Origin of the sequence: [Actinomadura] parvosata subsp. kistnae (assembly GCF_900323885.1) — a bacterium.
GTDB classification, from domain to species: domain Bacteria; phylum Actinomycetota; class Actinomycetes; order Streptosporangiales; family Streptosporangiaceae; genus Nonomuraea; species Nonomuraea composti.
In genome coordinates, this window is sequence record NZ_OOHJ01000018.1 from 2,868,081 (window position 1) to 2,892,515 (window position 24,435).

27 protein-coding genes, 1 tRNA gene and 1 pseudogene are annotated in these 24,435 nt (G+C 70.0%); 22 read left to right on the forward strand and 7 right to left on the reverse strand.

Annotated features, from left to right (window positions below):
• Positions 1 to 2,006: 2,006 nt before the first annotated feature.
• Positions 2,007 to 3,122 (reverse strand): annotated as a pseudogene (locus KIS93_RS65865) (BTAD domain-containing putative transcriptional regulator); the annotation flags it as partial.
• A 145-nt stretch (positions 3,123 to 3,267) separates the two neighbouring features.
• On the opposite strand from KIS93_RS65865, the gene KIS93_RS33465 reads away from it, so the two are divergent.
• Complete coding sequence (locus KIS93_RS33465) at positions 3,268 to 4,011, forward strand: class I SAM-dependent methyltransferase (RefSeq protein ID WP_080043902.1); 744 nt, start codon at positions 3,268 to 3,270, stop codon at positions 4,009 to 4,011.
• A 4-nt stretch (positions 4,012 to 4,015) separates the two neighbouring features.
• Here KIS93_RS33465 and KIS93_RS33470 read toward each other — a convergent pair whose 3' ends face one another.
• Together KIS93_RS33470 and KIS93_RS33475 are read right to left on the reverse strand one after the other, a co-directional pair.
• The gene (locus KIS93_RS33470) at positions 4,016 to 4,501 is read right to left on the reverse strand and encodes a hypothetical protein (RefSeq protein ID WP_080043901.1); all 486 of its coding nucleotides are present in this window, start codon (positions 4,499 to 4,501) and stop codon (positions 4,016 to 4,018) included.
• A 40-nt stretch (positions 4,502 to 4,541) separates the two neighbouring features.
• Complete coding sequence (locus KIS93_RS33475; RefSeq protein ID WP_080043900.1) at positions 4,542 to 5,972, reverse strand: M20/M25/M40 family metallo-hydrolase; 1,431 nt, start codon at positions 5,970 to 5,972, stop codon at positions 4,542 to 4,544.
• Positions 5,973 to 6,183: 211 nt separating this feature from the next.
• Between KIS93_RS33475 and KIS93_RS33480 the strand changes: the two genes are divergently transcribed.
• Positions 6,184 to 6,612: a hypothetical protein gene (locus KIS93_RS33480; protein ID WP_080043899.1), complete on the forward strand. Its 429-nt coding sequence runs from the start codon at positions 6,184 to 6,186 to the stop codon at positions 6,610 to 6,612.
• Positions 6,613 to 6,960: 348 nt separating this feature from the next.
• On the opposite strand, the gene KIS93_RS33485 is transcribed toward KIS93_RS33480, so the two are convergent.
• Together KIS93_RS33485 and KIS93_RS33490 are read right to left on the reverse strand one after the other, a co-directional pair.
• Positions 6,961 to 7,713 (reverse strand): protein phosphatase 2C domain-containing protein, encoded by a 753-nt coding sequence (locus KIS93_RS33485; protein WP_080043898.1) that lies wholly within the window; start codon positions 7,711 to 7,713, stop codon positions 6,961 to 6,963.
• Positions 7,714 to 7,769: 56 nt separating this feature from the next.
• Positions 7,770 to 8,609 carry a transcriptional regulator gene (locus KIS93_RS33490; protein WP_080043897.1) on the reverse strand — a complete coding sequence of 280 codons (840 nt, stop codon included), beginning with the start codon at positions 8,607 to 8,609 and terminating at the stop codon, positions 7,770 to 7,772.
• Between the two features lie 677 nt (positions 8,610 to 9,286).
• On the opposite strand from KIS93_RS33490, the gene KIS93_RS33495 reads away from it, so the two are divergent.
• The 18 genes from KIS93_RS33495 (at position 9,287) to KIS93_RS33580 (ending at position 22,294) form a co-directional block, all read left to right on the forward strand.
• Entirely contained in the window at positions 9,287 to 9,445 is a 159-nt protein-coding gene (locus KIS93_RS33495; RefSeq protein ID WP_155128767.1) for a hypothetical protein, read from the forward strand.
• Positions 9,446 to 9,715: 270 nt separating this feature from the next.
• Positions 9,716 to 10,084, forward strand: a complete 369-nt coding sequence (locus KIS93_RS33500; protein WP_080043895.1) for a WhiB family transcriptional regulator — start codon at positions 9,716 to 9,718, stop codon at positions 10,082 to 10,084.
• Entirely contained in the window at positions 10,084 to 10,647 is a 564-nt protein-coding gene (locus tag KIS93_RS33505; protein WP_080043894.1) for a hypothetical protein, read from the forward strand. Before KIS93_RS33500 ends, KIS93_RS33505 begins: the two co-directional genes overlap by 1 nt.
• Positions 10,647 to 11,042 (forward strand): RRQRL motif-containing zinc-binding protein, encoded by a 396-nt coding sequence (locus KIS93_RS33510; RefSeq protein WP_080043893.1) that lies wholly within the window; start codon positions 10,647 to 10,649, stop codon positions 11,040 to 11,042. The genes KIS93_RS33505 and KIS93_RS33510 overlap by 1 nt, the downstream gene beginning before the upstream one ends.
• Positions 11,039 to 12,004, forward strand: coding sequence for a hypothetical protein (locus KIS93_RS33515; protein WP_080043892.1), 966 nt, complete (start codon positions 11,039 to 11,041; stop codon positions 12,002 to 12,004). Before KIS93_RS33510 ends, KIS93_RS33515 begins: the two co-directional genes overlap by 4 nt.
• On the forward strand, positions 12,001 to 12,252 hold the full coding sequence (locus KIS93_RS33520) for a hypothetical protein (protein WP_080043891.1): 252 nt from the start codon (positions 12,001 to 12,003) through the stop codon (positions 12,250 to 12,252). The genes KIS93_RS33515 and KIS93_RS33520 overlap by 4 nt, the downstream gene beginning before the upstream one ends.
• Before the next feature lie 2 nt (positions 12,253 to 12,254).
• A complete protein-coding gene (locus KIS93_RS33525; protein ID WP_155128765.1) occupies positions 12,255 to 12,497 on the forward strand; it encodes a hypothetical protein in 243 nt (80 codons plus the stop codon).
• Positions 12,494 to 12,832 (forward strand): hypothetical protein, encoded by a 339-nt coding sequence (locus KIS93_RS33530; protein WP_080043889.1) that lies wholly within the window; start codon positions 12,494 to 12,496, stop codon positions 12,830 to 12,832. Before KIS93_RS33525 ends, KIS93_RS33530 begins: the two co-directional genes overlap by 4 nt.
• An 11-nt stretch (positions 12,833 to 12,843) precedes the next feature.
• Positions 12,844 to 13,209: a hypothetical protein gene (locus KIS93_RS33535; protein WP_222107682.1), complete on the forward strand. Its 366-nt coding sequence runs from the start codon at positions 12,844 to 12,846 to the stop codon at positions 13,207 to 13,209.
• Entirely contained in the window at positions 13,209 to 15,488 is a 2,280-nt protein-coding gene (locus KIS93_RS33540; RefSeq protein WP_080043887.1) for a DNA translocase FtsK, read from the forward strand. Before KIS93_RS33535 ends, KIS93_RS33540 begins: the two co-directional genes overlap by 1 nt.
• 232 nt (positions 15,489 to 15,720) lie before the next feature.
• A complete protein-coding gene (locus KIS93_RS33545) occupies positions 15,721 to 16,407 on the forward strand; it encodes a helix-turn-helix domain-containing protein (RefSeq protein WP_080043886.1) in 687 nt (228 codons plus the stop codon).
• A 5-nt stretch (positions 16,408 to 16,412) separates the two neighbouring features.
• Positions 16,413 to 16,658, forward strand: a complete 246-nt coding sequence (locus KIS93_RS33550) for a hypothetical protein (protein ID WP_155128763.1) — start codon at positions 16,413 to 16,415, stop codon at positions 16,656 to 16,658.
• A 67-nt stretch (positions 16,659 to 16,725) separates the two neighbouring features.
• Positions 16,726 to 17,196, forward strand: coding sequence for a single-stranded DNA-binding protein (locus KIS93_RS33555; protein ID WP_080043884.1), 471 nt, complete (start codon positions 16,726 to 16,728; stop codon positions 17,194 to 17,196).
• Positions 17,197 to 17,519: 323 nt separating this feature from the next.
• Complete coding sequence (locus tag KIS93_RS33560) at positions 17,520 to 18,398, forward strand: deazapurine DNA modification protein DpdA family protein (protein ID WP_420895877.1); 879 nt, start codon at positions 17,520 to 17,522, stop codon at positions 18,396 to 18,398.
• Positions 18,399 to 18,441: 43 nt separating this feature from the next.
• Positions 18,442 to 19,284: a bifunctional DNA primase/polymerase gene (locus KIS93_RS33565; RefSeq protein ID WP_246005427.1), complete on the forward strand. Its 843-nt coding sequence runs from the start codon at positions 18,442 to 18,444 to the stop codon at positions 19,282 to 19,284.
• Between the two features lie 25 nt (positions 19,285 to 19,309).
• Entirely contained in the window at positions 19,310 to 20,521 is a 1,212-nt protein-coding gene (locus tag KIS93_RS33570) for a DUF3631 domain-containing protein (protein WP_080043881.1), read from the forward strand.
• Between the two features lie 133 nt (positions 20,522 to 20,654).
• A complete protein-coding gene (locus tag KIS93_RS33575) occupies positions 20,655 to 20,846 on the forward strand; it encodes a helix-turn-helix transcriptional regulator (RefSeq protein ID WP_080043880.1) in 192 nt (63 codons plus the stop codon).
• Positions 20,846 to 22,294, forward strand: coding sequence for a tyrosine-type recombinase/integrase (locus KIS93_RS33580; protein WP_080043879.1), 1,449 nt, complete (start codon positions 20,846 to 20,848; stop codon positions 22,292 to 22,294). The genes KIS93_RS33575 and KIS93_RS33580 overlap by 1 nt, the downstream gene beginning before the upstream one ends.
• Before the next feature lie 54 nt (positions 22,295 to 22,348).
• Here the strand turns inward: KIS93_RS33580 and KIS93_RS33585 are convergent.
• Both KIS93_RS33585 and KIS93_RS33590 read right to left on the reverse strand, forming a co-directional pair.
• Positions 22,349 to 22,421, reverse strand: a tRNA-Arg gene (locus KIS93_RS33585).
• A gap of 150 nt (positions 22,422 to 22,571) precedes the next feature.
• On the reverse strand, positions 22,572 to 22,841 hold the full coding sequence (locus KIS93_RS33590) for a hypothetical protein (protein ID WP_080043878.1): 270 nt from the start codon (positions 22,839 to 22,841) through the stop codon (positions 22,572 to 22,574).
• Between the two features lie 409 nt (positions 22,842 to 23,250).
• Between KIS93_RS33590 and KIS93_RS65870 the strand changes: the two genes are divergently transcribed.
• Together KIS93_RS65870 and KIS93_RS33595 are read left to right on the forward strand one after the other, a co-directional pair.
• Positions 23,251 to 23,442 (forward strand): hypothetical protein, encoded by a 192-nt coding sequence (locus KIS93_RS65870; RefSeq protein WP_246005389.1) that lies wholly within the window; start codon positions 23,251 to 23,253, stop codon positions 23,440 to 23,442.
• Positions 23,436 to 24,389, forward strand: a complete 954-nt coding sequence (locus KIS93_RS33595) for a sensor histidine kinase (protein WP_246005390.1) — start codon at positions 23,436 to 23,438, stop codon at positions 24,387 to 24,389. Before KIS93_RS65870 ends, KIS93_RS33595 begins: the two co-directional genes overlap by 7 nt.
• Positions 24,390 to 24,435 lie beyond the last annotated feature (46 nt).

The following is a 24,435-nucleotide window of genomic DNA, read 5'->3' on the forward strand; positions in this document are numbered from 1 at the left end:
AGCAGGTCGGCGCCGCGCCGCTCGCCGTACTCCGCCCGCCAGGCGGCCAGCGCCCCCGGCGCGGCCCGCTCCGCGTGCGGCACGATCCGCTCGAACGCCATGCTCGGCAGGGTCGCGTTGTACGCGAACCGCTCCGCCAGCACCAGCAGCCCGATCGCGTCACGCGGGGCCATGGCCTCCCGCAGCAGGCCCCAGGCGCCCAACGCGAAGATCATCGAGCCGCACATCGGGTAGTCGAGAGCGGGATCGTCCACCGCCAGCAGGTCGTGGCCCAGGGCGTCGGCGAACAGCTCCGCGCCGTACGGGACGTCCTGCGGCCCGGCGTAGTAGGCGTGCGCCGCCAGGGTGACCGACTCCGCGACGATCGTCCACGGCGTGCGCCCCGACGCCGGCACCCCGGGCATCCGCAGGTCGCGGGCCCGCTGGACGGCCGTGCGGTACTCCCGCAGCGCCGCCGCCGTCTCGCCGCGGGCCAGCGCGATCTCGGCCGAGCACAACGAGACCATCGCCACCCCGCCGAGCACGATCTCCCTCTCGCTGACCCGGTGGATCGCCTCCAGCTCCGCCTGCGCGGTGCCGAGATCCCCGTCGGCCAGCGCGGAGGCCAGCAGCAACGCCCGGAGCTGGGTCTCGTCGTCGGCGGCGCCGAGCCGGCTCAGCACCGGGATGGCCGCGCGCGCGTGCCCGACCGCCCGGTGACGGTCGCCGAGGTGCAACGTCAGGTGGGCCAGCACGGCGTTGACGATCGCGACCTGCCACGGCCCGTCGTCCTCGCCGATCATCTCCAGCGTACGCTCGGCGGCCTCGATCGCTCCGTGCACGTCGCCCGCGTTCTCCAGGACGTGCATGCTCGCGTGCGCCGCCGACAGCGCCACCTCCGGCACGGGGCTGCGGCGCAGCACCGCCAGCCGGCGGCGCATCTCGGCGCCGTCGGGCGTGTGGCAGACCAGGGCCACCTCCGCCATCGCCGCCACCCGGGCGTTCGTCGCCTCGCTCGTGGGCAGCGTGCGGAGCAGGTCACGCAGCGGCTCGTCACGGGAGTCGTTGGTGACCATGATGTTCATGAGCGCGATCAGCATGGCGGCCCTGGTCACCTCGACCAGGTGCGGCGGCGGCCGCCAGCCGCTCACCACCTGGATGATCGCGTCGCGGTGGGCGAGCACCCGCGGATGGTCGCCGCGGATCGACCACAACGCGCCGATGCCGGCCAGCAGCTGGACCGTGGTCTCGGCATCCGCCTCGGACTCGCTGAGAGCCTGCCGCAGCAGGTCGGCGAGGTTGCCCTCCTCGGCGCGCAGCGCGTCGGCCGCCTCGAACTGCTCCGGGCCGAACAGCCTCGACGCGTGCGCGAGCCCGTACTCCACCGCCCACGCCCGCTGCGCCTCCCGAGCCGCCGCCTCCTCGCCGGCCTCCTTCAGCCGCATCCGGCCGAACTCCCTGACGGTCTCCAACATGCGGTAACGCAGGCCGTAGGAGGTCTCGCGGACGCTCAGCATCGACTGCTCGGTCAGCGCGTGCACCACGTGCAGGGCGTCCGGGCCGAGCACGTGCTCGGCCGCCTCCAGCGTGAAACCGTCGCCGAACAGCGACAACCACCGCAACGCCCGCCGCTCCGGCTCGTCCAGCAGGTTCCACGACCAGTCGATGACCGCCAGCAACGTCTGGTGCCGGTCGGGGGCCGTCCTGTTGCCGCCGCGCAACAACGCGAACCGGTCGGCCAGGCGCCGGGCGATCTCCTCCACCGACATCACCCGGACCTTGGCCGCGGCCAGCTCGATCGCCAGCGGCAGCCCGTCGAGCCGGGCGACCACCTCTCCGACCGCCGCCCCGTCGAGCCGCACCCCCGGCCGCGCCGCCGTCGCCCGCTGCCGGAACAACTCCACCGCGTCACCCGCCGGCAGCTCGCCCAGCAGGTAGACGCGCTCGGCCGGGATCGACAGCGGGGCCCGCGACGTGATCAGCACCCGCAGGTCGCGCGTCGTCACCGTCAGGAACCCGACCAGGTCCGCCACCGCCCCGATCACGTGCTCGCAGTTGTCCAGGATCAGCAGCGCCGGCACCTGGTCGAGCTGCTGCGCCAGCCGCGCCCGCACGTCCGCCCGCTGCTCCGTCGTCAACGTGCGCCGCCCGCCGACCGAGTCCCGCACCCCCAGCGCCGAGCCCACCTCGCCCACCACGCCCTCGGGCGAGGACACGCCGACCAGCTCGACGAAGTGCGCCACCGGCTGCGCGGCCTTCCTGCCCACCACGTGCGCCAGCCGGGTCTTGCCCAGCCCGCCGGGGCCGATGATCGAAACCACCCGGTTCGTCTGCAGCAACGCGTGCACCGCCCGGATGTCGGCGTCCCTGCCCAGCAGCGAGGATCCGTCGAACTGGATGCCGTCACGCACCGGGCGATCCGCGACGAGCAACTCGGCGTGCACGCGGGCCAGCTCCGGCCCCGGCTCGGCGCCCAGCCGCGCCACCAGCCCCGACCGGTACCGCTCGTACCGCTCCAGCGCCGCGCCCGCCCCCCGCACGGCGGCCTCGCTGCGCAGCAGGCACGCCAGCAGCTCCTCGTCGTGCGGCCGCTCGCCGGCCACCTCCTCCAGCAGCGGCAACGCGCTCTCGTGCGCGCCGCCGCGCGCCCGCGCGATCGCCGCCACCCGCCGCGCCTCACCCACCCACCGCGCCGCGACCCGCCGCAACTCACCCAGCGCCCCGTTCGCGCCATCCCCTCCACCGGCGGCGGCCTCCACGGAGACCATGGCCATGACCTCCTCGGCCCGCCGCCGCGCCAGCGCGACATCATGCGCATGCAGCGCCGCCCGCGCCTCCTCCACCAGCACACCGAGCAGCAACGCATCCACCTGCTCGGCCGGCAACCCCAGCCGGTACCCCCTGGGGATCCGCTCCACGACATCCGGCCGGGTCGCCGCCCTGGTCCGCGACACGACCACCTGCAGCGCCTTCGTCGGATTCGCCGGCGCCTCCTCCGGCCACAACTCCTCGACCAGCCGCTCGTCCCCTACCCCCGCCCGCCCCTCCAGGGCGAGCACGGCGAGCAGGGTGTGCGCGCGATCACCGACCACGCGCACACCCTGCCATCGAACGCCATCCAGCAGGACCAGTACGGGGGACACCCCCTCAGCTTACGGACCGCCACCCCTCCACCGAATCACCCGAAACGTCCCCGGCCCGACCGGCCTGAGCCCCCGGAACCGGCTATCGTGCCGACGTGACGCGGACCGCCTGGACGCGGCGAAGGAGATCACCAGGAGAAGAGCCATGACCAGCGTTTACGACAGCGAACGCCTGGCGGCGGGCTACGCCTTCGACCGCCCTCCCGTGCACCGCCACCTTCTCGCATCAGCCTCACTCCCCGCCCGCCCGGCCGTCCGAGCGCTGGACATCGGCTGCGGTGCCGGCGTCTCCACCGCCGCTCTCATTCCCCTGGCCGAGCACGTCGTCGGCCTGGAGCCGATCCCGGCAATGCTCGCCCACCGCCACACCGTCGCTCCCACGGCCCGCTTCGCCCTCGGCGCAGCGGAGCGGCTCCCGTTCGCCGCGGCCTCGTTCGACCTGGTGGCGGCGGCCGGCTCACTCGACTACACCGACCTGCCGGCGGCGCTCGCCGAGGTGGCCCGCGTCCTGACCCCGGACGGGCTCTTCCTCGTGTACGACTTCGCCAAGGGCCGCCACTCACCCACGAACGACGCGCTGGCGGCCTGGTACCAGTCGTTCGAGCACCACTTCCCCTCATCCCCAGGCCGGCGCCCGCGACTCCCCCTCACCGGGACGGGACTGCACCTTCTCAACCACACCGACGTCGAGATCCCCCTGCCGATGACCCTCGACGACTACCTCCGCTACGTGCTGAGCGAGGTCAGCGTGCACAGCGCGATCGCCCGCGGAGCAGGCACCCTCGACGACATCCGAGCCTGGTGCCGCAGCACCCTCACCGAGGTGTTCGGCGACGAAGAGCTGGTCGTGCTCTTCCCCGGATACGTGACCACGCTCGTACCATCGTGACCCCTCAAGAGGCGCGATCTCTCGCATCGGGGTCGGGCCGGACGCCCGCGAGCAGGCACCGGGCCTTGTGCGCGGCCCGCCAGCCGCCGTACTGGTGAATGCCCTCGCTGGAGTCCACCGCGTGGTAGCGGACGCTCACCAGAACCACGCGGAGCGCGATCACCGGCCCGTCGGCCGCTCCGTCGAGCCGCCCGATCGGGAACGCGCGTGGCGCCGTGTCGGCCATGAACGTGACGAAGCGGGGCCGGGGCTCCCCCGTCAGGTTGAGCCGGACCCCGCGATCGATCATGGGCGCGAACAGCTCGTGCAGCTCCAGGTCGTACTCATCCAGCCCGTAGTCCCGGTCGGCGACGAACTCGTACCCGGTGCGCCCGCCGGGAAGGGGCTCGAAGTCGAGGCTGAAGGACGCGAAGTCGGGATCGCAGTTGCCCACCGTCCCGCACCGCACCGCGACCCCGCGCACCGCCCGCGACGGGAACGTCTCCTCCATGGGGCGGGATCCTAACGCGCCGCGTCCCAGGGCCCGGTGGTTACGCGGGCCCGCCGTCGCGGGCGTGCGCGTCGAGGAGGTACGCGACGGCCTCGGTCACCTGGACGGCGAACGGGACGTGCAGCCATTCGTCCGGCACGTGGGCGTTGGAGTCCGCGCCGAGCGCGCCCGTGACGACGAACTGCGCCCGCGGGTACCGCCTCCCCAGCATCTCCATGAACGGGATGCCGCCGCCGATGCCCAGGCTCTGGCACGGCTTGCCGAACACACGATCACCGACCTCCCGCAATGCCGCGGTCAGCCAGGGGGCCGGAGCCGGCGCGTGCCAGCCGTTCAGGATCATGAAGTCGCCGACCTCGACCTGCGCCCCGTACGGCACGTCGGTCGTGAGGATCTTCTCCAGCGCGGCCCGCGCCACCTCGGCGTCGACCGAGGGCGGGAGGCGGAAGCTCAGCCGCAAGGACGTCCAGGCGCGCAGCACGGCGCCCGCCACCGACGGGTCCGGGAGCCCGCCGGCGCCGGTCACGGACAGGGTCGGCCGCCAGGTGTTGTTGAGGACGAGCTCGACGGCGTCGTCGGACGCCCGCCGCATCCCCGGCAGCAGCGGGAGCGGGGGCACGGCGACCTTCGGGTGGAGCGCGACGAGCTCGGCCACCTCGGCGCGCCGCTCGTCCGGGATGGGCGCCACCATCTCGGGCACCTTGACCTCGCCGGTCTCCGGGTCCTCCACCCGATCGAGCAGCTGGCGCATGATCCGGAACGAGCTCGGCACGATGCCGCTCCCGAGCCCGGAGTGGACGCCCGTCTCCAGGACGCGCACCGTGACGGTCGCCTGCACCGCGCCGCGCAGGCTCGTGGTCAGCCACAGCCGCTCGTAGTCACCGCCGCCCCCGTCCAGGCAGACCACCAGCGACACCTCGCCGAGCCGGTCGGCGATCCGCTCCAGGTACGCGGGCAGGTCCGGGCTGCCGGACTCCTCGCCGGTCTCCAGCAGCAGCACCGCACGGGCGTGCTCGCCGCCTGCTTCGCGTACGGCCTCCAGCGCGGTCGTGGCGGCATAGCCCGAGTACCCGTCGTCGGCGGCGCCGCGGCCGTAGAGCCGGTCGCCGCGGAGCACCGCCTGCCACGGGCCCAGCCCCTCCGACCAGTCGCCGAGCGGCGGCTGCTTGTCGAGGTGCCCGTACAGCAGGACGGTCCCGGCCGCCGCCGCGCCCGGCGTCGCGGGCACGTCCACGAGCAGGAGCGGGGCGCGGCCGTCGAGCCGCAGGACCTCGCACCGCGCGCCGGGCAGGCCCCGCGCCGCCACCCAGCTCCGGACGTGCTCGACGGCGGCCCGCAGCTGCCCGTGCTCCTCCCAGGCGGCGTCGTAGGCGGGCGACACGGCGGGTATCTCGATCAGCCCGGAAAGGCTGGGCAGCACGTCCGTCGCCCAGGTCTCGCTGATCGATTCGCGAAGTTTCTGATGGTCCATGCGGCCATACTGACGCAAACGCCGCGCCCTGGCGGCTCCGATCTCGCCGGGAACGCGTCGGCAAAGTTCGCCGAAGAGAGACGGAACCTCCCCTCGCTTTACTCAAGGGTGCACAGATCTTTGCTCGGGCGTGTTCGGATATGGCGGTCTCGCCAGAATCAGTTCAGCCTTCAACTACTTAGTGAAGAGCCCCCGCACGATGAGGAGAGGTATGAAGCGCATCATTTCCGCTCTCGTCGCCACCGGCGTCCTCGGCGCCACGCTCACCGGCACCAGCCCCGCGTCCGCAGCCACCTCCGCGATCGACTGCGCCGCAGGCGGATACACCCGGGTCGTCAACAGCTACGTCCCCACCAACGTCCAACGGCCCGCGGTGGACGGTCGCAGCTACAACATCGGCGGCCCGCCGGCGTACACGTTCGAGATCTGCCTCGACATCCCGGACACCTCGACCTTCACCATCGAGATACGGATCTGGGCGGACCAGAAACAGACGGTGTTCGTGGACGACCAGCCCGGGGACAAGATCTTCCGCTACTCGGTCGGCCCCAACAGCTTCTGGCAGGTGTACGGCACGTTGACCGGGCCCGGCAGCACCTACCTCTACTACACCTGGTACGAGAAGCAGATTCCGGCCTGACGCAGGCGCGCATTCCCTGGACGAACACGAAGGCCCGCTCCCAGGAACCCCTGGTAGCGGGCCTTTCTGCTGTGCGCGGCCGAGAGGACTCGAACCCCTAACCTTCTGATCCGTAGGGGGAGACTCATGAACAGCTCGTCAGGTACTTGACCTGCGACTCTGCGTTAGAGAGCCGAGCATGTACCGCAGAGCGGGAAGGCATTGGGAAAGGATCATCCCTGAGAGCCACCTCTGTAGCCGTCAAGGCCCTGGTGTAGTAAGGCCATCGGCTGACCGGGGAACGTCTCGCAGCGAGCAGCACAGCGCGCCCTCAGACCAAGGCCCACCGCCGACTCTGGGTTCCTCTGCTTAGGCAGTCAGATCACAAATGATCACAGTTGCGTCGTCGGACACCTTGTTCCGTGGCCATTTTCGTGCGACGGGGTCCGAGTGCTCCGCAGTACGCACACGGCGTATCAGAGCGTTGGGTCCCTCGGTGGAGAGGAGATCAATTATCTCACGCCACTCGCCAAGCCCGAACGTATCCACCGCACGAGCTGCGCCATCCGTAAGCATCGAAACGCTCTTTATTTCAGAGAGAGGAACTTTCCCGACAAGAGCGTGATTTGCCACGTCGGGGATTGCGGCTGAAATCCAGTAGCCGCCTTCTGTGTTGCGCACCGCAAGTTCCGCATGCTTCATGCGTATAAGCGCTTCCTCCTTCTTTGGTGAATTCGCGGTGAGCGAGTCAACTTCACGCCGAAATTCTTTGGTGGCGCGCTCGATTCGGTCGTCAAATATTACGCGCTCAGAATTTCCTGAGTCGATGACAACTGTCACGTCGCCAAGCACCAGGTATTGTAGGAATTCTTCATCCAGCTGAACTATTCCCACCGCTGCAGATGGCGTGCCGATGTGAGAAAGGTCGCAGGACTCCCTGTGTAGGTGGGCGGTGTGAGCGATTGCGGCTTTCAGCGTCTCCACGGGGTCATGGTTGGCATGCGCTACGATCGCGCCGGCCAAGTGTGCCACGTACCAGGATACGCCGTGAACGCAGCCAGACTCGGTGCGTTCTGTGAGCCCGTCTAGGACAGCCAGAATGCGCGGTCCGATGATGGCCATATCCTCGTTTGGCTTGGACGGCGACCCTGCTTCACTTGCGATTTGGGTTCGCAACGTCACCCCTCATGCCGATAGACAGGCGTAACGCGCTCCACCGAGCGCATCTTTAGCTGATTTCCGGGCTCGAATTCGTACCTGACTATCATGGAGAATCTGCGAACTTTGAGCTCTCGGTGTAGATCGACGAGATTTTCAGCGAGGTATTGCGCTGCGCCGAGAGTGCCTGGGGCATGCGTGCCAGCAAGATAGAGGAAATTGCCCTTACCGTCCGGCCTTGGCAAGCGGCCGAGGTACCCGAAGTCGGCTGATTCACCGTGATCCCTGGGGGAGCGATATTCCGTTCCATCGGTCAAGTCGAGGAGATACCACCCCTTGTCGTCGTTCATGTAGCGAATATGTGGATCCGCTTCCATGACCTGACTGAGAAATGGTAGAAGCCTGGGATTTGTCAGGACCACCAAGTTGGGCCTATTGAGATGCACCAACCCTGGGGCCGGCACCACTTCGTTCGTCGCATCCAAGCCAACGCTTCGAGCCGTTTCCGCGATCAGCTCGTACGCCGTGAACGACTCCGCGGAGAGCGTGTCGCTCGGGTCCGTCCGATTCACCTCGCGCTTCGCACCGATGGCAACCGTGAGCTTGCCAGTGCCAAGGAACGCCCGCTCCGGCTTCACGCCGGCCGAGAGGAGTTGCGAGATGCGCCCCTTGGACATGTCGAGGAAGGCGGCGATCTGGGACTGACTCATGCCGGAAGCGAGCATCTCCTCCATGGCTTCGCGCCGGACGCGTGACAGCTCCGCGATGGCCGCTTGATGATCGTCAATGAGGACACCAACCCTCTTGGCTCGCTCTCGCGGATCCGTGATGGCGCTCAGTGCTTCGAGTTCTTTGCTCATGCCGCTCTCCCGTCTAGACCCCCCTAGACGACTCTAGCGACGTTTAGCGGGGCTACGCCACGCTCGCGTCGTTCGCCCCCCAGCACTTTTTCGTTTAGGGGGGTTGACGCTCCTTGGCGGGCCATGCTTCGCTGTCGTTAGCCCCGGTGAACCGCATGGTTTGTAGGGGTAAACCACAAGGGGCCCCGGACAGAGGGGGCCGAGGTTCCCGGCACCTTGGCAGCCGGAGGGCAGGGGTTCTGCCTACAGCGGGAGCAACACATACCTCCCGCAAAGAGCCCGACCGCACGGGCCATCCGGCCGTGCGGACCTTCATCTTTCAGCCCCGATGGTCGCAGACAGGGTTCGACTCCCTGCCGGGGCGCTGCCACCGACTGCCACACCGAAGGGATTGACCTTATGAAGCGGCGTAAGGCCATCGAGTTCTACAGTCCGGACGGCATCGAGAGGTACACGGGTGACTGCCCGGGGTGGATTGCTATCACTCGACGCGTACGCCCCGATCTGCATGAGCGCACGGTCCTGGTTTACGGCGGTGCTCCCTGGCCGTGCTGGAGCTGCCATCCATCGCACTGATCGTCTACCGCCCCGATGGTCGTAGGCAGGGTTCGATTCCCGCCGGGGCACGTCCCCATCTCCGCTTCACGTCTCTGCTACTCGCCCAAAGGGAGTGCTTCATGCTGTCCATCCGTCTGACTGGAACCCCCGGCGACGTCGCCGATGCCGTGCTCACCTTGCGTGAGACGTTCTCCGTCACCGCGATCAAGGGGTTGTGCCCTTCGGCTCCCGTTCAGCCCGAGGTCCGCGTCTATGTCGAGGTGGCCACCGCCGGTTGACCTGGCCTGGTGACTTCCCGTTTAGCCCGCCCCCTCTGCGCATGTCCGCCCCGATGGTCGCAGACAGGGGTTCGACTCCCCGCCGGGGCACGCCGGGCATCGCCCGCCCGCTGGACGGTCGCACAGTCGCCGCGAAGCGGCCACGACTGCCCGTGTCCAGCGCAAGCGCTCGTCAAGCGCTGACCTTCCCCTGCCCGCCGGGGGCGGCTGCTGATCCGCCAAGACCCGAGCCGCCCCCGTTCGACTCCCTGCAAAGGAGCACCACCCATCATGACCCATGACCTGACTGTCCCTCCACGCGCGAGGGTGCCGGCCCGCGACCGCGCGGCGCTGGCCTTGCTGTCCGCCGTCACCCGGGACATGCCGCGGCATCTGGCCGACGAAGCCGCGTGCGGGTTCGACCCCGAACTGCACACCGGCCCAGACCTGTTCACGACGGAGTCCGCGGAGGAGCGGGTGGCGCGTGAGCGGGTGGCGCGCGAGGTGTGCGCCGAGTGCCCGGTGTGGGCCTCGTGTCTGTTCTACGCCCTGGACGCGCGCCCGGAGACGGGCGTGTGGGCGGGCTTGACCGCCGAGGAGATCGCCGGCCTGGCCGGCGGGCGCGACGCCTCGGCGCCGAGCCCGCGGGAGGTGGCGTGATGGCCGCGCCCCTCACCCTGGCCGGCGGTGCCGGCTTCTCGGTGCGCGAATTCCGGGTCGCGGTCCGCGACGACACCGGCGCCTGCCTCGGTTGCCTGGACGGCACCCCGCTGCTCACCGAGGCGCGCGAGACGCTGTCGAGGGTGCGGCGGGCCTACCCGCGGTCGATGCTGCAGGGCCTGTTCAACGATGGCGATCTGGGCGCCTGGCGCGAGGTCACCGAGGCCGACCTGGACCGGATCGCGGACCTGATCGCCGCGCGCACGCTGGCCTGCATCCTGACCCTCGACGGCCTGCCGCGCCTGGCCTGGACCGTAAATAACCTGGATCCCGGCATCCTGTGCGGTTCGGCGAACACCCCGGAGCAGGTCAGCGAGTACGCCCGCGCGCTGGGGCTGGAGCTGCAGGAAACCGAGCGCTACGGGACCAGCACGCTGATCCTCGCCCAAGGCGCCTACAAGGGCGTTGACGTGCGCGTGTCCTGCTACCGCCGCGCTCCCGTGCCCGTGGCCGCGGAGGTCGAGGTCGCCGACGGTCCGGCATCGGATGAGGCGGGGCGCTGATGTCCCGTATCCGCGCCCGCTTCTGGGATCCGACTGGCCGGCACTACGGCCTGCCCACGTGGCCGTGGCGGATGGCCCCGCCGCACCTGCTCACCCGCCGCCAGCTCACCGCCGCCGGGTTGCGGCCCGGCGGGCAGGGCGTGCAGGGGCAGGTGCTGTGGGCCTCGCGCCGCTACCGCGCCCGCGGCGGGGTGCGCGCCGCCTACCTGTACGACGTGCGCTTCGCGTTGCCCAAGCGCACTGCGACCGTCCGGCAGCGTGCCGCGCTGGCCAAGGCGAACGCCGCCCGCCGGACCTGCCCTCACTGCCAGCGTGATGCGGGCTACGTGCTGCCCCGTCACCTGGGCCTGTGCCTGGACTGCGCCGACCGGCGCGAGATGGAGCGTGCCGCATGACCACCCTGACCGCTATCCCGCCCCCTGACCCCGACCCGGACGACGTCGCCCGCGAGCTGGCTGCGCTGGAACGGCACTTCGCCGCGTCGTCGGCCGTGCCGGGCGACCTCCTACCCGACGACCTGCCCGGTGATTTGCCGGACAGCCGGCGGGTGCGGCGGCTGCGTGCCGAGGTCGCCGAGGCCCGCGCTCTGGCCGCGCTGCAGGACGACGAGACGCCGTTCCTGCTGGACACGGCCAAGGTGCGGCGTCGGCGCCGCAAGGCACACGAGGCGGCCCGGCTGCACCTGCTGGGCCAGGACCCGACGATGCGCGCCTGGCAGGCCGCCCGCGCCCGCCGCCTGCTGGTCGTCGCGGCCATGGTGGCGCTGACGCTCGCGCTGGCCTGGTCCACCGCCGGCGTCCAGCATTTCGCCGCCGAGGGCGCCGAATCCTGGTCGCCGCGCTGGCTGTTCGCCTGGCTGGTCGAGCCGTTCCTGTCGATCGCCCTGCTGGTCGTCGTCGGCGCCCGCGCCTACCTGGCCACCCGCGGTCGGCCGCTGGACGATCGTAAGCTGATCCGCATCGAGCGGCTGTTCCTGGCGCTCACGCTCGGTATGAACGCCTGGCCGTACCTGCCCTGGGTCGCCGAACCGTTCTCGCTGTCGCGGCTGGTCCTGCACATCCTGGGGCCGATCGTGGCGGTGGCCGTCGTCACCGCCCTGCCGATCATCCTGGCCGCGTTCGCGCACCTGGATCACGGCATTACCGGGAGGGGTACCGGTCCGTCGTACAGGCGTTCCGCCGTCAACGTGGACGCCCTCATCGCTCAGGCGCGCGACCTGATCGCCGCCGGTGTGCTGCCGCCGCAACCGGGCGCGGGCAAGATCCGCGACCTGCTGCGGTGCGGCATGGACAGCGCCCGCGCGGTGCGCGACGCCCTCGCCCAGGAAGCCCCCGCGGGTGGGGAGGTGCCGCGATGAGCCGCCGCCGTAGTCCCGTCGCCGACGCGCTGGCCGGCGCGCTGACCACGATCGCCGTGTTCGCCGTCGTCATCGGTGTCGCGGTGGCGTGGTTCACCAACTGGCCCGCCGAGATGGCGATCTGGCTGTCCGGTGTCGCCGCTGGCCTGCTGGCCGGCCCGCCGCTGCGCAGGGTGCTCGTGCTGGCTGCCGGGAAGCCGGGTCGCCGGTATCCCGCGGCCCGGCGTCGGCGGTCGAGGAGGCGGTGACCGTGACGACCCAGACCCCGGTCGTGTACGTCATCACCGACGCCCCGCCGCGGCCCAAGCCGGGACGGGGCGGCGGGTGGCGGCTCTGGCTGCGCCTGGCGCTGATCGCCGTGTTGCTGCTGGTCACCGCGGCTGATGAGTGGGTTACTTCCGTGCTCGGCGTCCGCCCGCTGCTGCGCCTCACTAGCGAGGTGCGGACGTGGGCGGACACCGCCCCCGACGAGGCCCAGGAGGTGCGCCGGTGAGGCACAACCGCAGGATCACTGAACTGTCCACGATCGAGTTCGTGGGCTCGCTCGGCCAGGCGTTCCACCTGTACGGCCGGGAGCTGACCAAGCTGGCCGAGCGGTGGGGCATCGAGCTGGAGATCGCCGCGGCGGACGCCGAGGCGGCCATGTCCACCATGCGGGGCCGCTGGTACATGTTCGGCTTGGACACCCGCGCCCGGTCCCGGCGCGTGGCCAAGCGGCTCAAGCGTGCTCGCGACCTGGTCGCAGCGCTGGCTGACAAGGGCCAGACGTTCCCCGCCACCTACCGCCGCAACTTCGGCGGCGCCGACGAATGGAAGGTGTCGTCCTGATGGGGACCGGCATGGAGCGACTCGACGAGATCGCCGAAATGGTCTTCCACGGGCAGGTTCCCGCCCAGATCGCCGCCTACAGCTCCGCCACCCAGCAGTTCGCGCACGACATGGCGCGCGAGCTGGACCAGGCCCGCTCGGACGCTGAAACGGCGATGGAGGAGCTGAAGGACCACCCGCTGCTGCGCGGCAAGGGGGTTCGCCGCCGCGCCCGGCGAGTGGCCGGCGTGCTGGCCGACGCGTGCGAGCTGGCGCAGGGCATCTCCGCGGAGGTGGTCAAGTTCAACATCCAATTCCGCACCGAGTTCGCCGATGCGCTGGCCGACAAGGAGCGCCCCAACAAGCGGGCGGACTACAAAGGGAAGGTTGATCTGTGATGCGCGGCAAGACTCCGTCGCTGCAGCTCGTGCAGGACGCCACCACCGAACGCCTGGTCGTCTCCGCGGTGTCCAAGGTCGGCGTGCTGGTACCGCCGTGGATCCTGATCCTCATCGTCACCGGCGCCGCCGCACTGTCGAACCGGCTGTGGGGCGAGCCGCCCGAGGTGGCCTGGGCCGCGGTCGGCTGCACCCTCGGCACCGTGGTGCTGACCGGGCTGACCTGGGCCATCACCCACGCCCGCCGGATGGTGGGGCGGCTGCACGCCACGCTGACCACCGCGTGCGCGTGCGCCTGGTTCACCGCCGCCACCATCGCCGGCCTGGACGTGCCGGTCATCTACGGGTCACTGTTCTTCGGCGGCCTCACCCTGGCCGTGTCGTGGAACATCCGCACCGTGATCCGGCTGGCCGCCGGCGACGACAGCGACTTCGCCTCCGGTGGTGACGCGCTGTCGGCGCTGTTTAACCGCAGCAAGGAACAGGCCGGCCTGAAGGGCGCCAAGGCGCGCGTCATCGAGGTCACCGACCACAAGGTCAAGGGCCAGATGCAGCTCCCGCCCGGGGAGAAGACCGCCGACGACGCCATCAAGGCCACCGACCGGCTGGAGTCCGGCATGCAGCTCCCGCCGGGCAGCGTCACCATCGCCCGCGACGACGACCGCGCCGACCGGGCGTTCGTGACCGTCTCCAACCCGCGCACCATCCGCGAGCCGGTGCCCTGGCCCGGCCCGTCCCACCCGGGCGCGTCCATCGACCAGCCGGTGCGGCCCGGCCTGTACCAGGACGGTGACGACGTGCTGGTGCGGTTCGTCGGCTTCCATCTGCAGGTGATGGGCATGTCCGGGTCTGGCAAGAGCATCGGCGGCGCCTGGAATCTGTGCGCCGAGATCATGACCCGCACCGATGCGGCCATCTTCTCCATCGACATCTCGAAAGACGACCAGACGATGGGGCCGCTGCGCGAGGGCCTGCACCGGCTGGAGACGAGCAAGGCCGGCGCGGTGGATCTGATCCGCGCCCTGCACAAGGCGATCCCGCAGCGCACCAAGTGGCTGTCGGAGCACAACTACAGCAAGTGGGAGCCCGGCTGCGGGCTCACGTACTGGTACCTGCACATCGAGGAGATCGCCAAGCTGGTCAACGAGCTGAGCGCCGACGATGAGGAGAAGCTGAGCGAGATCCTCAAGGAGCTGCGCTCGGCCGGCGGCAGCGTCATCCTGAGCTTGCAGCGCGCCGACTACACGCAGATCCCGACCATCTTCCGGTCGCAGATGGCCAAGATGTGCTTCGGGCTGAACGACCCCGACGACGTCAAGTACGGGGTGTCGGCCCGGCAGCGCAAGGCCGACGCCGCCCCGCACGAGTGGGAGGTGCACTACCCGGGCATGGCGCTGCTGGATGCGCCCGGCATCCGCACCACGCACTACGCGATGCCGCTGCGCACCTACTCCTGGGGGCGCGACAGCCGCGAGGAGCGGGCCGCGATGAAGGCGCACGCCGCCGCCTGGCCGGCCGCGGCCAAGCAGGTGGACCCCTTCACCGCCGCCCTGTCCCGGACCACCACCCCGGCCACCACACTGGCCGCGGCATCCAACCCCCCGACCGAAGAGGCCGACCTGGACGAGCGGGAGCAGTTCGCCGCCGACTTTGCCGAACTGCTCGCCGACGCCGCCGAACTGGTCATCGCCGCGCAGCGCGCCACGCCCGCCATGCTGCAGCGCAAGCTGCGCATCACTTGGGAAGACTGCCTGCGCCTGCTGGAAGCCCTGGAACGCAAGGGCGTGGTAGGCCCGCCCGCCCCGGACAGCGATGCCCGGCCCACCCTGGTGGCCGCCGACGACGCCGCCCGCGACCTGGTCGAGCAACTCCGCCAGGCCGGCGACCCCGTCGCCGCGGCGCTCGCCCACAGCGACGACCCCGACCCGGCCATCACTGCCGGCCCGGACGACGCCATACAGCAGCCCACACCGGAGGAGGCATCAGCGCTGCAGGCCGACGGGCCCACCCTCAAGCTGGACCCGGCCCAGTCACGGGCCCTGCTGTACGCCTGGCTGCGCCAACGCCACCAGGCCGGGCGGCTGACGTTCACCGCTTCCGACGACGACCTCACCGAGGTCCGCCAGCGCACCGGCCAGGGCCGCACCTGGATCTACAACGTCCTCACCGACCTGACCGGGCGGGGAGTGCTCAACGCCGGCAAGTCCGGCACCAGCAAGACGTTCACCATCGTCGACCTGGGCCCGCTCGACAGGGACGAGCCCGGCCGCGCGGCGTGACGCTCCGCCCGCGCACGCGCCCGTGCGGCTGCGCGTGAGACGCGCGCGCCTGCGCGCGGACGATCTTGTCACGGGCGTGTCACGAGCACGTGTCACGCCCCTGTCACGGGGGTGCTGTCACGACTGTCACGACCCCTCTGACCTGTAACTCCCATCCCCAGCCCCTTGCCGTGACAGCACCGCGTGTCACGGCCCGGCTTCCCGATCACCAAGCGGAAGGGCATGCACGATCATGAACCCGCTGCGACTCACCCCGCCCCAGTGGCGCATCCTGCGCTACCTCCTCACCTACAGCGCCAGCGCCGCCCGCGTCGGCTTCCGCGCCGACCAATTGGGCGAGCGCACCAGCACCCGCCTGGACGACCTGCACGACCTGGCCGACGCCGAGTACATCGCCGGCCGCGAGCACGGCAGCGCCTGGGGGCCCGCCCCCGACGTCGTGCACGACGTCACCAACCCGAGGAAGCTGAACGTCCACCTGACCGCGCCCGGCAAGAAGGCCGCCGAGCTGCTGCACGCCGCCACGGACGCTCTGCTGCACCTGCGTGTCTACGGCCCGCTGCCGTCCGACTTCCTACAGGCCGAGATCGGCGTCCCCACCGACGTGCTGGCCCAGCTCGAACAGGTCGGCTATACCACCACGACCACGAGCGGCTCCTACGCCGCCTGGCGCGACGGGCACACCGTCCACGTCTACCGGGCGGTGCTGCGCGTCGAGCCGAGCGACACCTGCACCGGCTGCAAGGGGCGCACTCTGGCCGGCGCAACCGTCTGGTTGAACCTCCGCACCGCCGACCGGTACTGCGACCCGTGCGCCCGCCGTAAGAACAGGGTGCTGGTGCCCTCCCCGCTGGTCACCCTCACCAAGCTGGGCCGCCGCTACAGCGACCCCGGCATGGTGGAGGTGGGGTCGCTGTGACCGGCATGTCCATCCTCGATGCGCTGCTCACCATCATGATCTGCCTGACCGCGCTGGCCGTGCTCATCCTTGCGGCCCTGCTGACCTACCGGATCAGCCTCAAGCGCCACCCCTACACCGACTGCCGCCGCTGCAAGGGCACCGGCGAACGCCGCTCCCGGCTGTTCGCGCACTCCTTCGGCTACTGCCCCGACTGCGACGGGCGCGGGCTCAAGCTCCGCGCTGGCGTGCGCCTGTTCAACGTCCGCTGACCACCACCGAGCGGCACCCTCGAACCCCTCTCGCCTGGCCTCGAAACCCTGGAAGGAAGGGCCTGCCATGTCCGGCGAAACCACCATCACCATCATCGGCAACCTGACCGACGACCCCAAGCTCAACTACACGCAGACCGGCGTGGGCGTGGCCGGCTTCACCATCGCCTCCAGCGCCCGCACCTACAACAAGAGCATCGAGAAGTGGGAAGACGGCGAGGTGCTGTTCATGCGCTGCAGCGCCTGGCGCGACCTCGGCGAGCACGTCGCCGAATCCCTCACCCGCGGCACCCGCGTCATCGCCACCGGCCGGCTGCGCCAGCGCACCTACGAGACCAGCGACGGAGACCGCCGCACCGTCACCGAGATGACCGTAGACGAGATCGGCCCGTCCCTGCGCTTCGCCACCGCCAAACCCCACAAGGCCGCCCGTACCGGCAGCAACGGCCACGCCAACGGGTTCGACGTCGGCCCCGACGACCCGTGGGCGAGCGCCGCCCCGGCCAACGCCGGCATGGGAGACGAGCCACCGTTCTAGCCCGCATGCAGTCAGCGCATCCGTGCGGCCTCGGCGACAGCCGCCAAGCACACGCCGAGGCCGCCCGCCCCTCCAACCCACAGAAGGAAGGCGCCTACCAGCATGACAGCCACCGCCCAGAGCGGCCACCGCATCTACCAGGGGCGCGTGTCCCTGGATTGGCACAAGGGCCGCGAGCATTGGGGCGGGGGACGCCGCCGCCCCTGCCGCTTTTGCAGCCGACCGTGCTTCCTGCTCGACGATGACCAGCGCCCCGTTCATAAGCTCTGCCTGGAACGGGCGCTGACCGCCGCCCTCACTAAATCCGAGGGGTGGGCAGCAGCATGACCCACGCCCCTACCGGCACGACACGACCCGTCGCGCCCGCCCTCGCACCACGGCACATCGCGCCGCCAGCGGTTCGGTTCTACCTCGGCATGCACCAACCCCACGTGCTGGAGAAGGTCACCTTCCCGCTGTTCGTCAGCCACCGCCAGCTCGCACGCCGACCGCGCCGCCGCCCCCTGACTGCTGGCTGCCGGTGGGCGCTGGACTCCGGCGGCTTCACCGAACTGAGCCTGCACGGCACCTGGACCATCCCGCCGGACGCCTACGCCGAAGCCGTCGCCGGCTACGCCGCCACAATCGGCGGCCTGGACTTCGCCGCACCCCAAGATTGGATGTGCGAACCCGTCATGCTCGCCCGCACCGGCCTGAGCATCACCGAGCACCAACACCGCACCGTCGCCAACTACCTGCACCTACGCGAGATCGCCCCGGACCTGCCCTTCATCCCCGTCCTGCAAGGCTGGAGCTTGGCCGACTACCTGCGCTGCGTGAAGCTGTATGAGTCCGCCGGCGTACGCCTGGCAGAGCTGCCCCGCGTCGGACTTGGCTCGGTCTGCCGGCGCCAATCCACCGCCGAGATCGCCCACATCGTAGCCACCCTCGCACAAGGCGGCCTGCGCCTGCACGGGTTCGGCGTCAAGACCGGCGGCCTGCACAAGTACGGCCGCTACCTGGCCTCGGCTGACTCGCTGGCGTGGAGCTACGCCGCCCGCCGGCAACCGCCCCTGCCTGGCCACACCCACAAGAACTGCGCCAACTGCCTGACCTACGCCACCGCCTGGCGGCAGCGCGTCATCACCGAACTGGAGCACGCCTGCCGCCAACAAGACCTGTTCGACCTGCTCACTAAACCAGCCACGCGGAGCGCCGCATGACCGTACCCGCCCTGCGCTACGCCCTGGCCGCCGCCGCACGCGGCTGGCCCGTCTTCCCCCTCGCCGCCGGCGACAAGGCGCCCCGCGCGGCTTCACCGACTGGGAGAAGCGCGCCACCTGCGACCCCGAACAGGTTCACGCCTGGTGGCAGCACCGCCCGTACAACGCCGGCATCGCCACCGGCCCCGCCGGGCTGGTCGTCATCGACCTCGATGTGCCCAAGCCCGGCCAGCACCCGCCCCCCGCCTGGAACCTGCCCGGCATCGGCGACGGCGCCGATGTGTTCGCGCTGCTCTGCCAGCGCGCCGGCATCGGCGTGCCGTGGGAAACGCTGCAGGTGCGCACCCGCCGCGGCGGCCTGCACCTGTACTTCACCGCCCCGCCCGGCACCCGGCTACCCAGCACTAACGGCACCCTCGGGTGGCTGATCGACACCCGCGCCTGGGGCGGCTACGTCGTCGCCCCCGGCAGCACCGTCACCCTGCCAGACGGCACCGGACGGTACACGGTGCAGCACGCTACCGCCCCGCCCGCGCTCCCGCCCGCCCTGTTCAAGCTCCTGCAACCCGCCCCGCTACCGGCCAAGAGGCCCGTGCACGTCCCCATCCCCGACAACCGCCATTCCGCCTACCTGCGCGCGGCCCTGAACCGCGAGCTGGACCACCTGGCCGCCGCCCGGCCCGGCCAGCGCAACCGCGCCCTGTTCGGCGCCGCCGCCGCTCTCGGCGAACTCATCGCCGGCGGCGCCCTGCCCGAAGCGGAGGTGAAAGAGCTGCTTGAACAGGGTGGGGTCGAACTCGGACTGTCCCGCGGCGAAGCCGCCCGCACCGTGGCCTCCGGGCTGCGGCACGGCGCCCGCCGCCCGCGCCACCTGTCTGCCGCCTGACCCGAACCATCTGGGAGGCCCCACCATGACCGACCACCCGCCCGGCGCGGACCTGCTGGACCGGCTGCGCGCCGCCCTGACCCGCTACGTCATCCTGCCGCGTCCTGAGGCCGCCGACGCCGTAACCTTGTGGATCGCCGCCAGTCACGCGCAACCCGCCTGGCCGCACGCCCCGCGCCTGGTCATCCGCGGCCCCGAGAAGCGATGCGGCAAATCCCGGCTCCTCGACATCGTCGAGGCCACCTGCCACGCGCCGTTCATCACCGTCAACTCCAGCCCGGCCGCGGTCTACCGGTCCATCTCCGACGACCCGCCCACCCTGCTGGTCGATGAGGCCGACACCATCTTCGGCCCCAAGGCAGACGGCAACGAAGACCTGCGCGGCCTACTCAACGCCGGCCACCAGCGCAACCGGCCGGCCAAACGCTACGACGCCGCCGCCAACCGCGTGGAAAGCATTCCGACCTTCGCCATGGCCGCCCTCGCGGGCATCGGCGCCATGCCCGACACCATCGAAGACCGCGCCATCGTCATCCGCATGCGCCGCCGCGGCCCCGGCGAGAAAGCCGCCCCCTACCGGCACCGCCGCGACCGCACCCCGCTGCGCGACCTGGCCGCCGCCCTCAACCAATGGCTCCGCGCCGACCTGCCCCGTCTGGAGGAGGCCCAACCCGCCATGCCCGTCGAAGACCGTGCCGCTGACACCTGGGAACCCCTGGTCATCGTCGCCGACCACGCCGGCGGCACCTGGCCCGAACGCGCCCGCGCCGCCGCCCTCACCCTCACCGCCGAAGCCGACGACCACGGCCGGCCCTCACCCGGGCTGCGCCTGCTCACCGACTGCCGCACCGCGTTCGGTACCGACACCGCCCTGCCCACCGCGATGCTGCTGGAACGGCTCAAGGCCAACCCGGAAGCCGAATGGCACGAGCACGGACCGGCCGGCCTGACCGCGATGAAGCTCGGCACCATGCTGCGCGAATACGACATCCGCTCCGACACCATCCGCTTCCCCAAGCCGGTCGGGCAGGCCAAGGGCTACCACCGCGCCGACTTCGCCGACGCCTGGGCACGCTACTGCCCGCCCATCGAGCCCGCCCCGGACCGCGACGACGACCCCGGCGAGGCCGCCGACAACGGCGAAGTCGTGCACTTCGGGAGGGGAAGCCGTACCAGCCGTACCAGCCTCGAATCCCCAGGTCAAAGCGGTACGGCTTGCACCCCTGGTACGGCTTGAGCCGTACCACCCAAAAAGCCGTACCGGTCCTGACCAGCAAAAACGAGGCTGGTACGGCTGGTACGGCTACCCCCCTCACAACGCGCATCCACCTGCCTGAGTCGATCACAGAAACTCGGAAGGAAACACGCTCATGGCGACCACTGCAGGCAAGCCCATGACCGTCACCGACCTCTGCACTGAACTTGGCATAGCCCGCTCCACCTTCTACGACTGGCGTCAGAAGGGCCGCGCCCCGCGCTGCATCAAGCTGCCCAACGGCGACCTTCGCATCCGCCGCATCGACTACGAGCGCTGGCTGGCCAGCCTGGAGGTTGCCGCCTGATGAGTGACACGACCTTCAACGTTCGCGTATTCAAGACCGAGAGGCGGAAGAACGCAAAGGGCGTGGTCACCTCATACCGCGTTCTATGGCAGACCAACGGTTTGAACTGGAAGAGGTCATTCCAGAAGGAAGCTCAAGCGGACGCATTTCGCAGCAAGCTGGTCACCGCCGCAAGAAACGGTGAGCCGTTCAGCCTGACCACGGGAGAACCCATCTCGTGGGCGCGCGCCGACCGGCCGGACATGAGCTGGTACCGATTCGCCTGCAAGTTCGTAGACATGAAGTGGACCGACGCGTCCGCCAAGCACCGCGCCGGCATCGCCTACGCCCTCACCATGGCCACGTTCGGCATGCTCGACAGCAGCACGTACCCATACGACGCGCGGGACATCAGGACTGCGCTTCGGCGGTGGGGATTCAACACCAAAGCGCGTCCCAGGTGTCCGAGCGGGACGCGCGAGATCCTCGAATGGGTAGAAAGGCACTCCCTTCGGGTTTCGGCCTTGTCCATGGCGGTCACCGCCCGAGCAATGCTCAACGCCGCCACGACGAGACTGGACGGAAAACGCGTGGCCGCCACGTCCAACCGGCGACACCGCGTGATCCTCACCAACGCCATGACCTACGCTGTGGAACTCAAACTGCTGGACAAGAACCCCATCCCAGACCTCAAGTGGAAAGTCGTCAAGACGACCTTTCAAGTAGACCGGCGCTCCGTGGTCAATCCTGACCAAGCCCGCGCCCTGCTCGCTGCAGTGGAGCGACAGAAGCCGAGTGGTGCTCTACTCATGCCCTTCTTCGCGGCGCTCTACTTCGCAGGGCTACGGCCCGAAGAGGCCGTCAATCTGAGAGAGAAGGAGATGACTCTGCCCGACGCGGCCGACACCTGGGGAGAGTTCTACCTGACCAGCGCGACACCAGACGCCGGTAAGGAGTGGACCGACACCGGAGATCAGCGCGATACGCGTGGCCTCAAGCACCGCGCCGAGGGAGAAACCCGTTCTGTCCCGTGTCCGCCCGAGCTGGTGGCCATTCTTCGCAAGCATCTCAAGGAGAACGGCACCGGTCCCGCGGGGCGCGTGTTCTACGGGACCCACGGTGGCGTGCTGGCCACGAGCACCATCAAACGAATCTGGGACAAGGCGCGCAAGGAGGCGCTGACCTCAGAGGAGTACGCATCACCGCTGGCCAAGCGCCCTTACGACCTACGGCACGCCTGTCTCTCCACCTGGCTCAACGCTGGCGTCTCACCCAAGCAGGTTGCCGAGTGGGCAGGCAACAGTGTGGAGATCCTGCACCGCACCTACGAGAAGTGCCTCGTGGGCCATGACGAGATAGCCATGCGCCGGATCGCCGAAGTTCTGGGCCCCATCCCTCGGGAAGGCATTGGGAAGGATCACCCGGAGACGACCGGCGAGAACCGGACGCAGCCGGACAGCGAGAGGTGATCGAACAACGAAAAAGCCCTGGTCATCGAGGTGATGACCAGGGCTTTCGCCTTGCGCGGCCGAGAGGACTCGAACCCCTAACCTTCTGATCCGTAGTCAGATGCTCTATCCATTGAGCTACGGCCGCTCGCTGCGTAAGCAAGCATAGCGGGTTCTGAGGAGTACCTCGAACCAGAAACGGCAATCATGGGGTCGCTGGTCCGGGGTTGGGGGGTGTGCCGGGTGGTCGTGGAGGGGTGATCGGGGTTTTGACCTGGGGTTAGGGTCCCTACGTGGGCTAGGTGTCGAGTTTCTTGGCCAGGCGTTCGATGACCTGTGCCAGGTCGGTCAGTCTGCGGTGGACGGAGTGGTGCTGGTCCTGGATCTGGCCGCGGAGCTTCGAGAAGTGGTCGTTCGACTGTCTGCGGAAGCCGCCGATCTCGTCGTTCAGGGCGGAGACGTCTTGGGACAGTTCGGCCCGGAGCTCTGTGATGGTGGTGAGGTCGGCCGGGGTGCCGACGAGTGGGGTGTCCTCCAGTGGGGTGCAGTTCTGTGCCGGGATGGTCATGCGGCGGCGTCGTGCCCTCTTGCGACGGCGGCCGGAGGTGGCCCTGCCGGCGCGCGCGGTTGCTTCGAGGGCGTCCACACGGAGCTTCAGCGTGCGAATCTCCGCTTCTATGTTCACGTGCCCCTACCCCTTGCGGTAGCTGGAAGGGATCCCTTGGGTCCGGCTGCTGTCCGGGGCCCGGGTCCCACGAATCGTGAGCACATCGTCGCAATGAGTGTGCGGTTGGGGAAACCCCTCTCGTCGAGCGGGTGGAGAGTTATGCACGACCGGTGTGGATGAACTCCTCATGGTGGGGCTTCCGGTCGCAGGAGCTGTGGATAAGTCGTTGTCCGCGGATACATCGAAGGGTGTATCCACAGGAGGACCTTCGTAGGAGGGAGCGGCGGGCGGGAGGTGGTGGGATGAGGGCATGAAACAGGTGGTGCTGGGGGCCGGGCTCGCCTTCGCGGTGGGGGTGGTGCTGATCGCGGGCGAGTCCTATGTGCATCGCGGGGTGCCGGAGTGGGTGTTGTGCGTGCCGCTGGCATTCACTTGTGCGGGGGTTCTGGTGCGGCAGCGGGCTCCCCTGGCCTCTCTGGGGCTGGGGTGGTCGGGGTGGTGATCGACGGGTTCGTGGGGCCGTCCCTGGGGACGGTGCTGGTCTTCACCGACAATCTGTACGCCGCCGCGCTCTACGGCCCGGCCCGGTTCGCGCGGGTGCTGCTCGGCGTCACCGGGGTGCTGGCCGTGGTGGCCGGGGCCGTGGCGGGGTTCGTGATGGCGGACTGGCGGATGCTGGCCGTCATGGGGGTGCAGGCCGGGCTGGTGCTCGTCACGCCGGTCACCACGGCGGTCGTGCTGCGGGAGCAGCGGGACCGGGCGGCGGCCGAGAGGGTGCGTGCCGAGCAGGTGGCCCGGCTCAGCGAGCTGGATCGGCAGGCGGCGGTCGCCGCCGAGCGCACGCGGATGGCGCGCGAGCTGCACGACATGATCGCCAACCACTTCAGTGCCATCGCGATCCAGTCCACTGCCGCGCTCTCGCGTAAGGATCTCGATCGGGAGACCGTGCGGCGGGTGATGGAGTCCGTACGGGAGAACAGCGTCCAGGGGATGGCCGAGATGCGGGCCATGATCGGGCTGCTGCGGCAGGAGGGGGACGAGGGTGAGCCCACCCGGCCTCGGCTGGCCGATGCGGAGACCCTGGTCGAGCGGGTGCTGGAGGCCGGGATGGCGGTGGAGCTGCGGGTCGAGGGGGAGGCTCGGGAGCTGCCGGCGGCCGTCGATCTCGCCGGATACCGGATCTTGCAGGAGTCGCTCACCAACGCGCTCAAGCACGGGGAGCCGCCTGTGTCGGTGGCCGTCGTGTACGAGGGTGAGCAGGTGCGCGTGAGCGTGGAGAACGGCCTGGGCGAGGGGCGGCGGGAGGCGGGGCTGCCGGGGGCCGGGGCGGGGCTCATCGGGATGCGGGAGCGGGCCTCGCTGGTCGGAGGCCTGTTCGACGCGGGGGAAGTCCGGGATGAAGGGCGGTGGCGGGTTTCGGCCGTCCTCCCCACGGCTGTGGAGGTTTAGCGGGGCTGGTCTTTCTCCGGCTGTCGGCGTGCGGTGGAGTGGATGA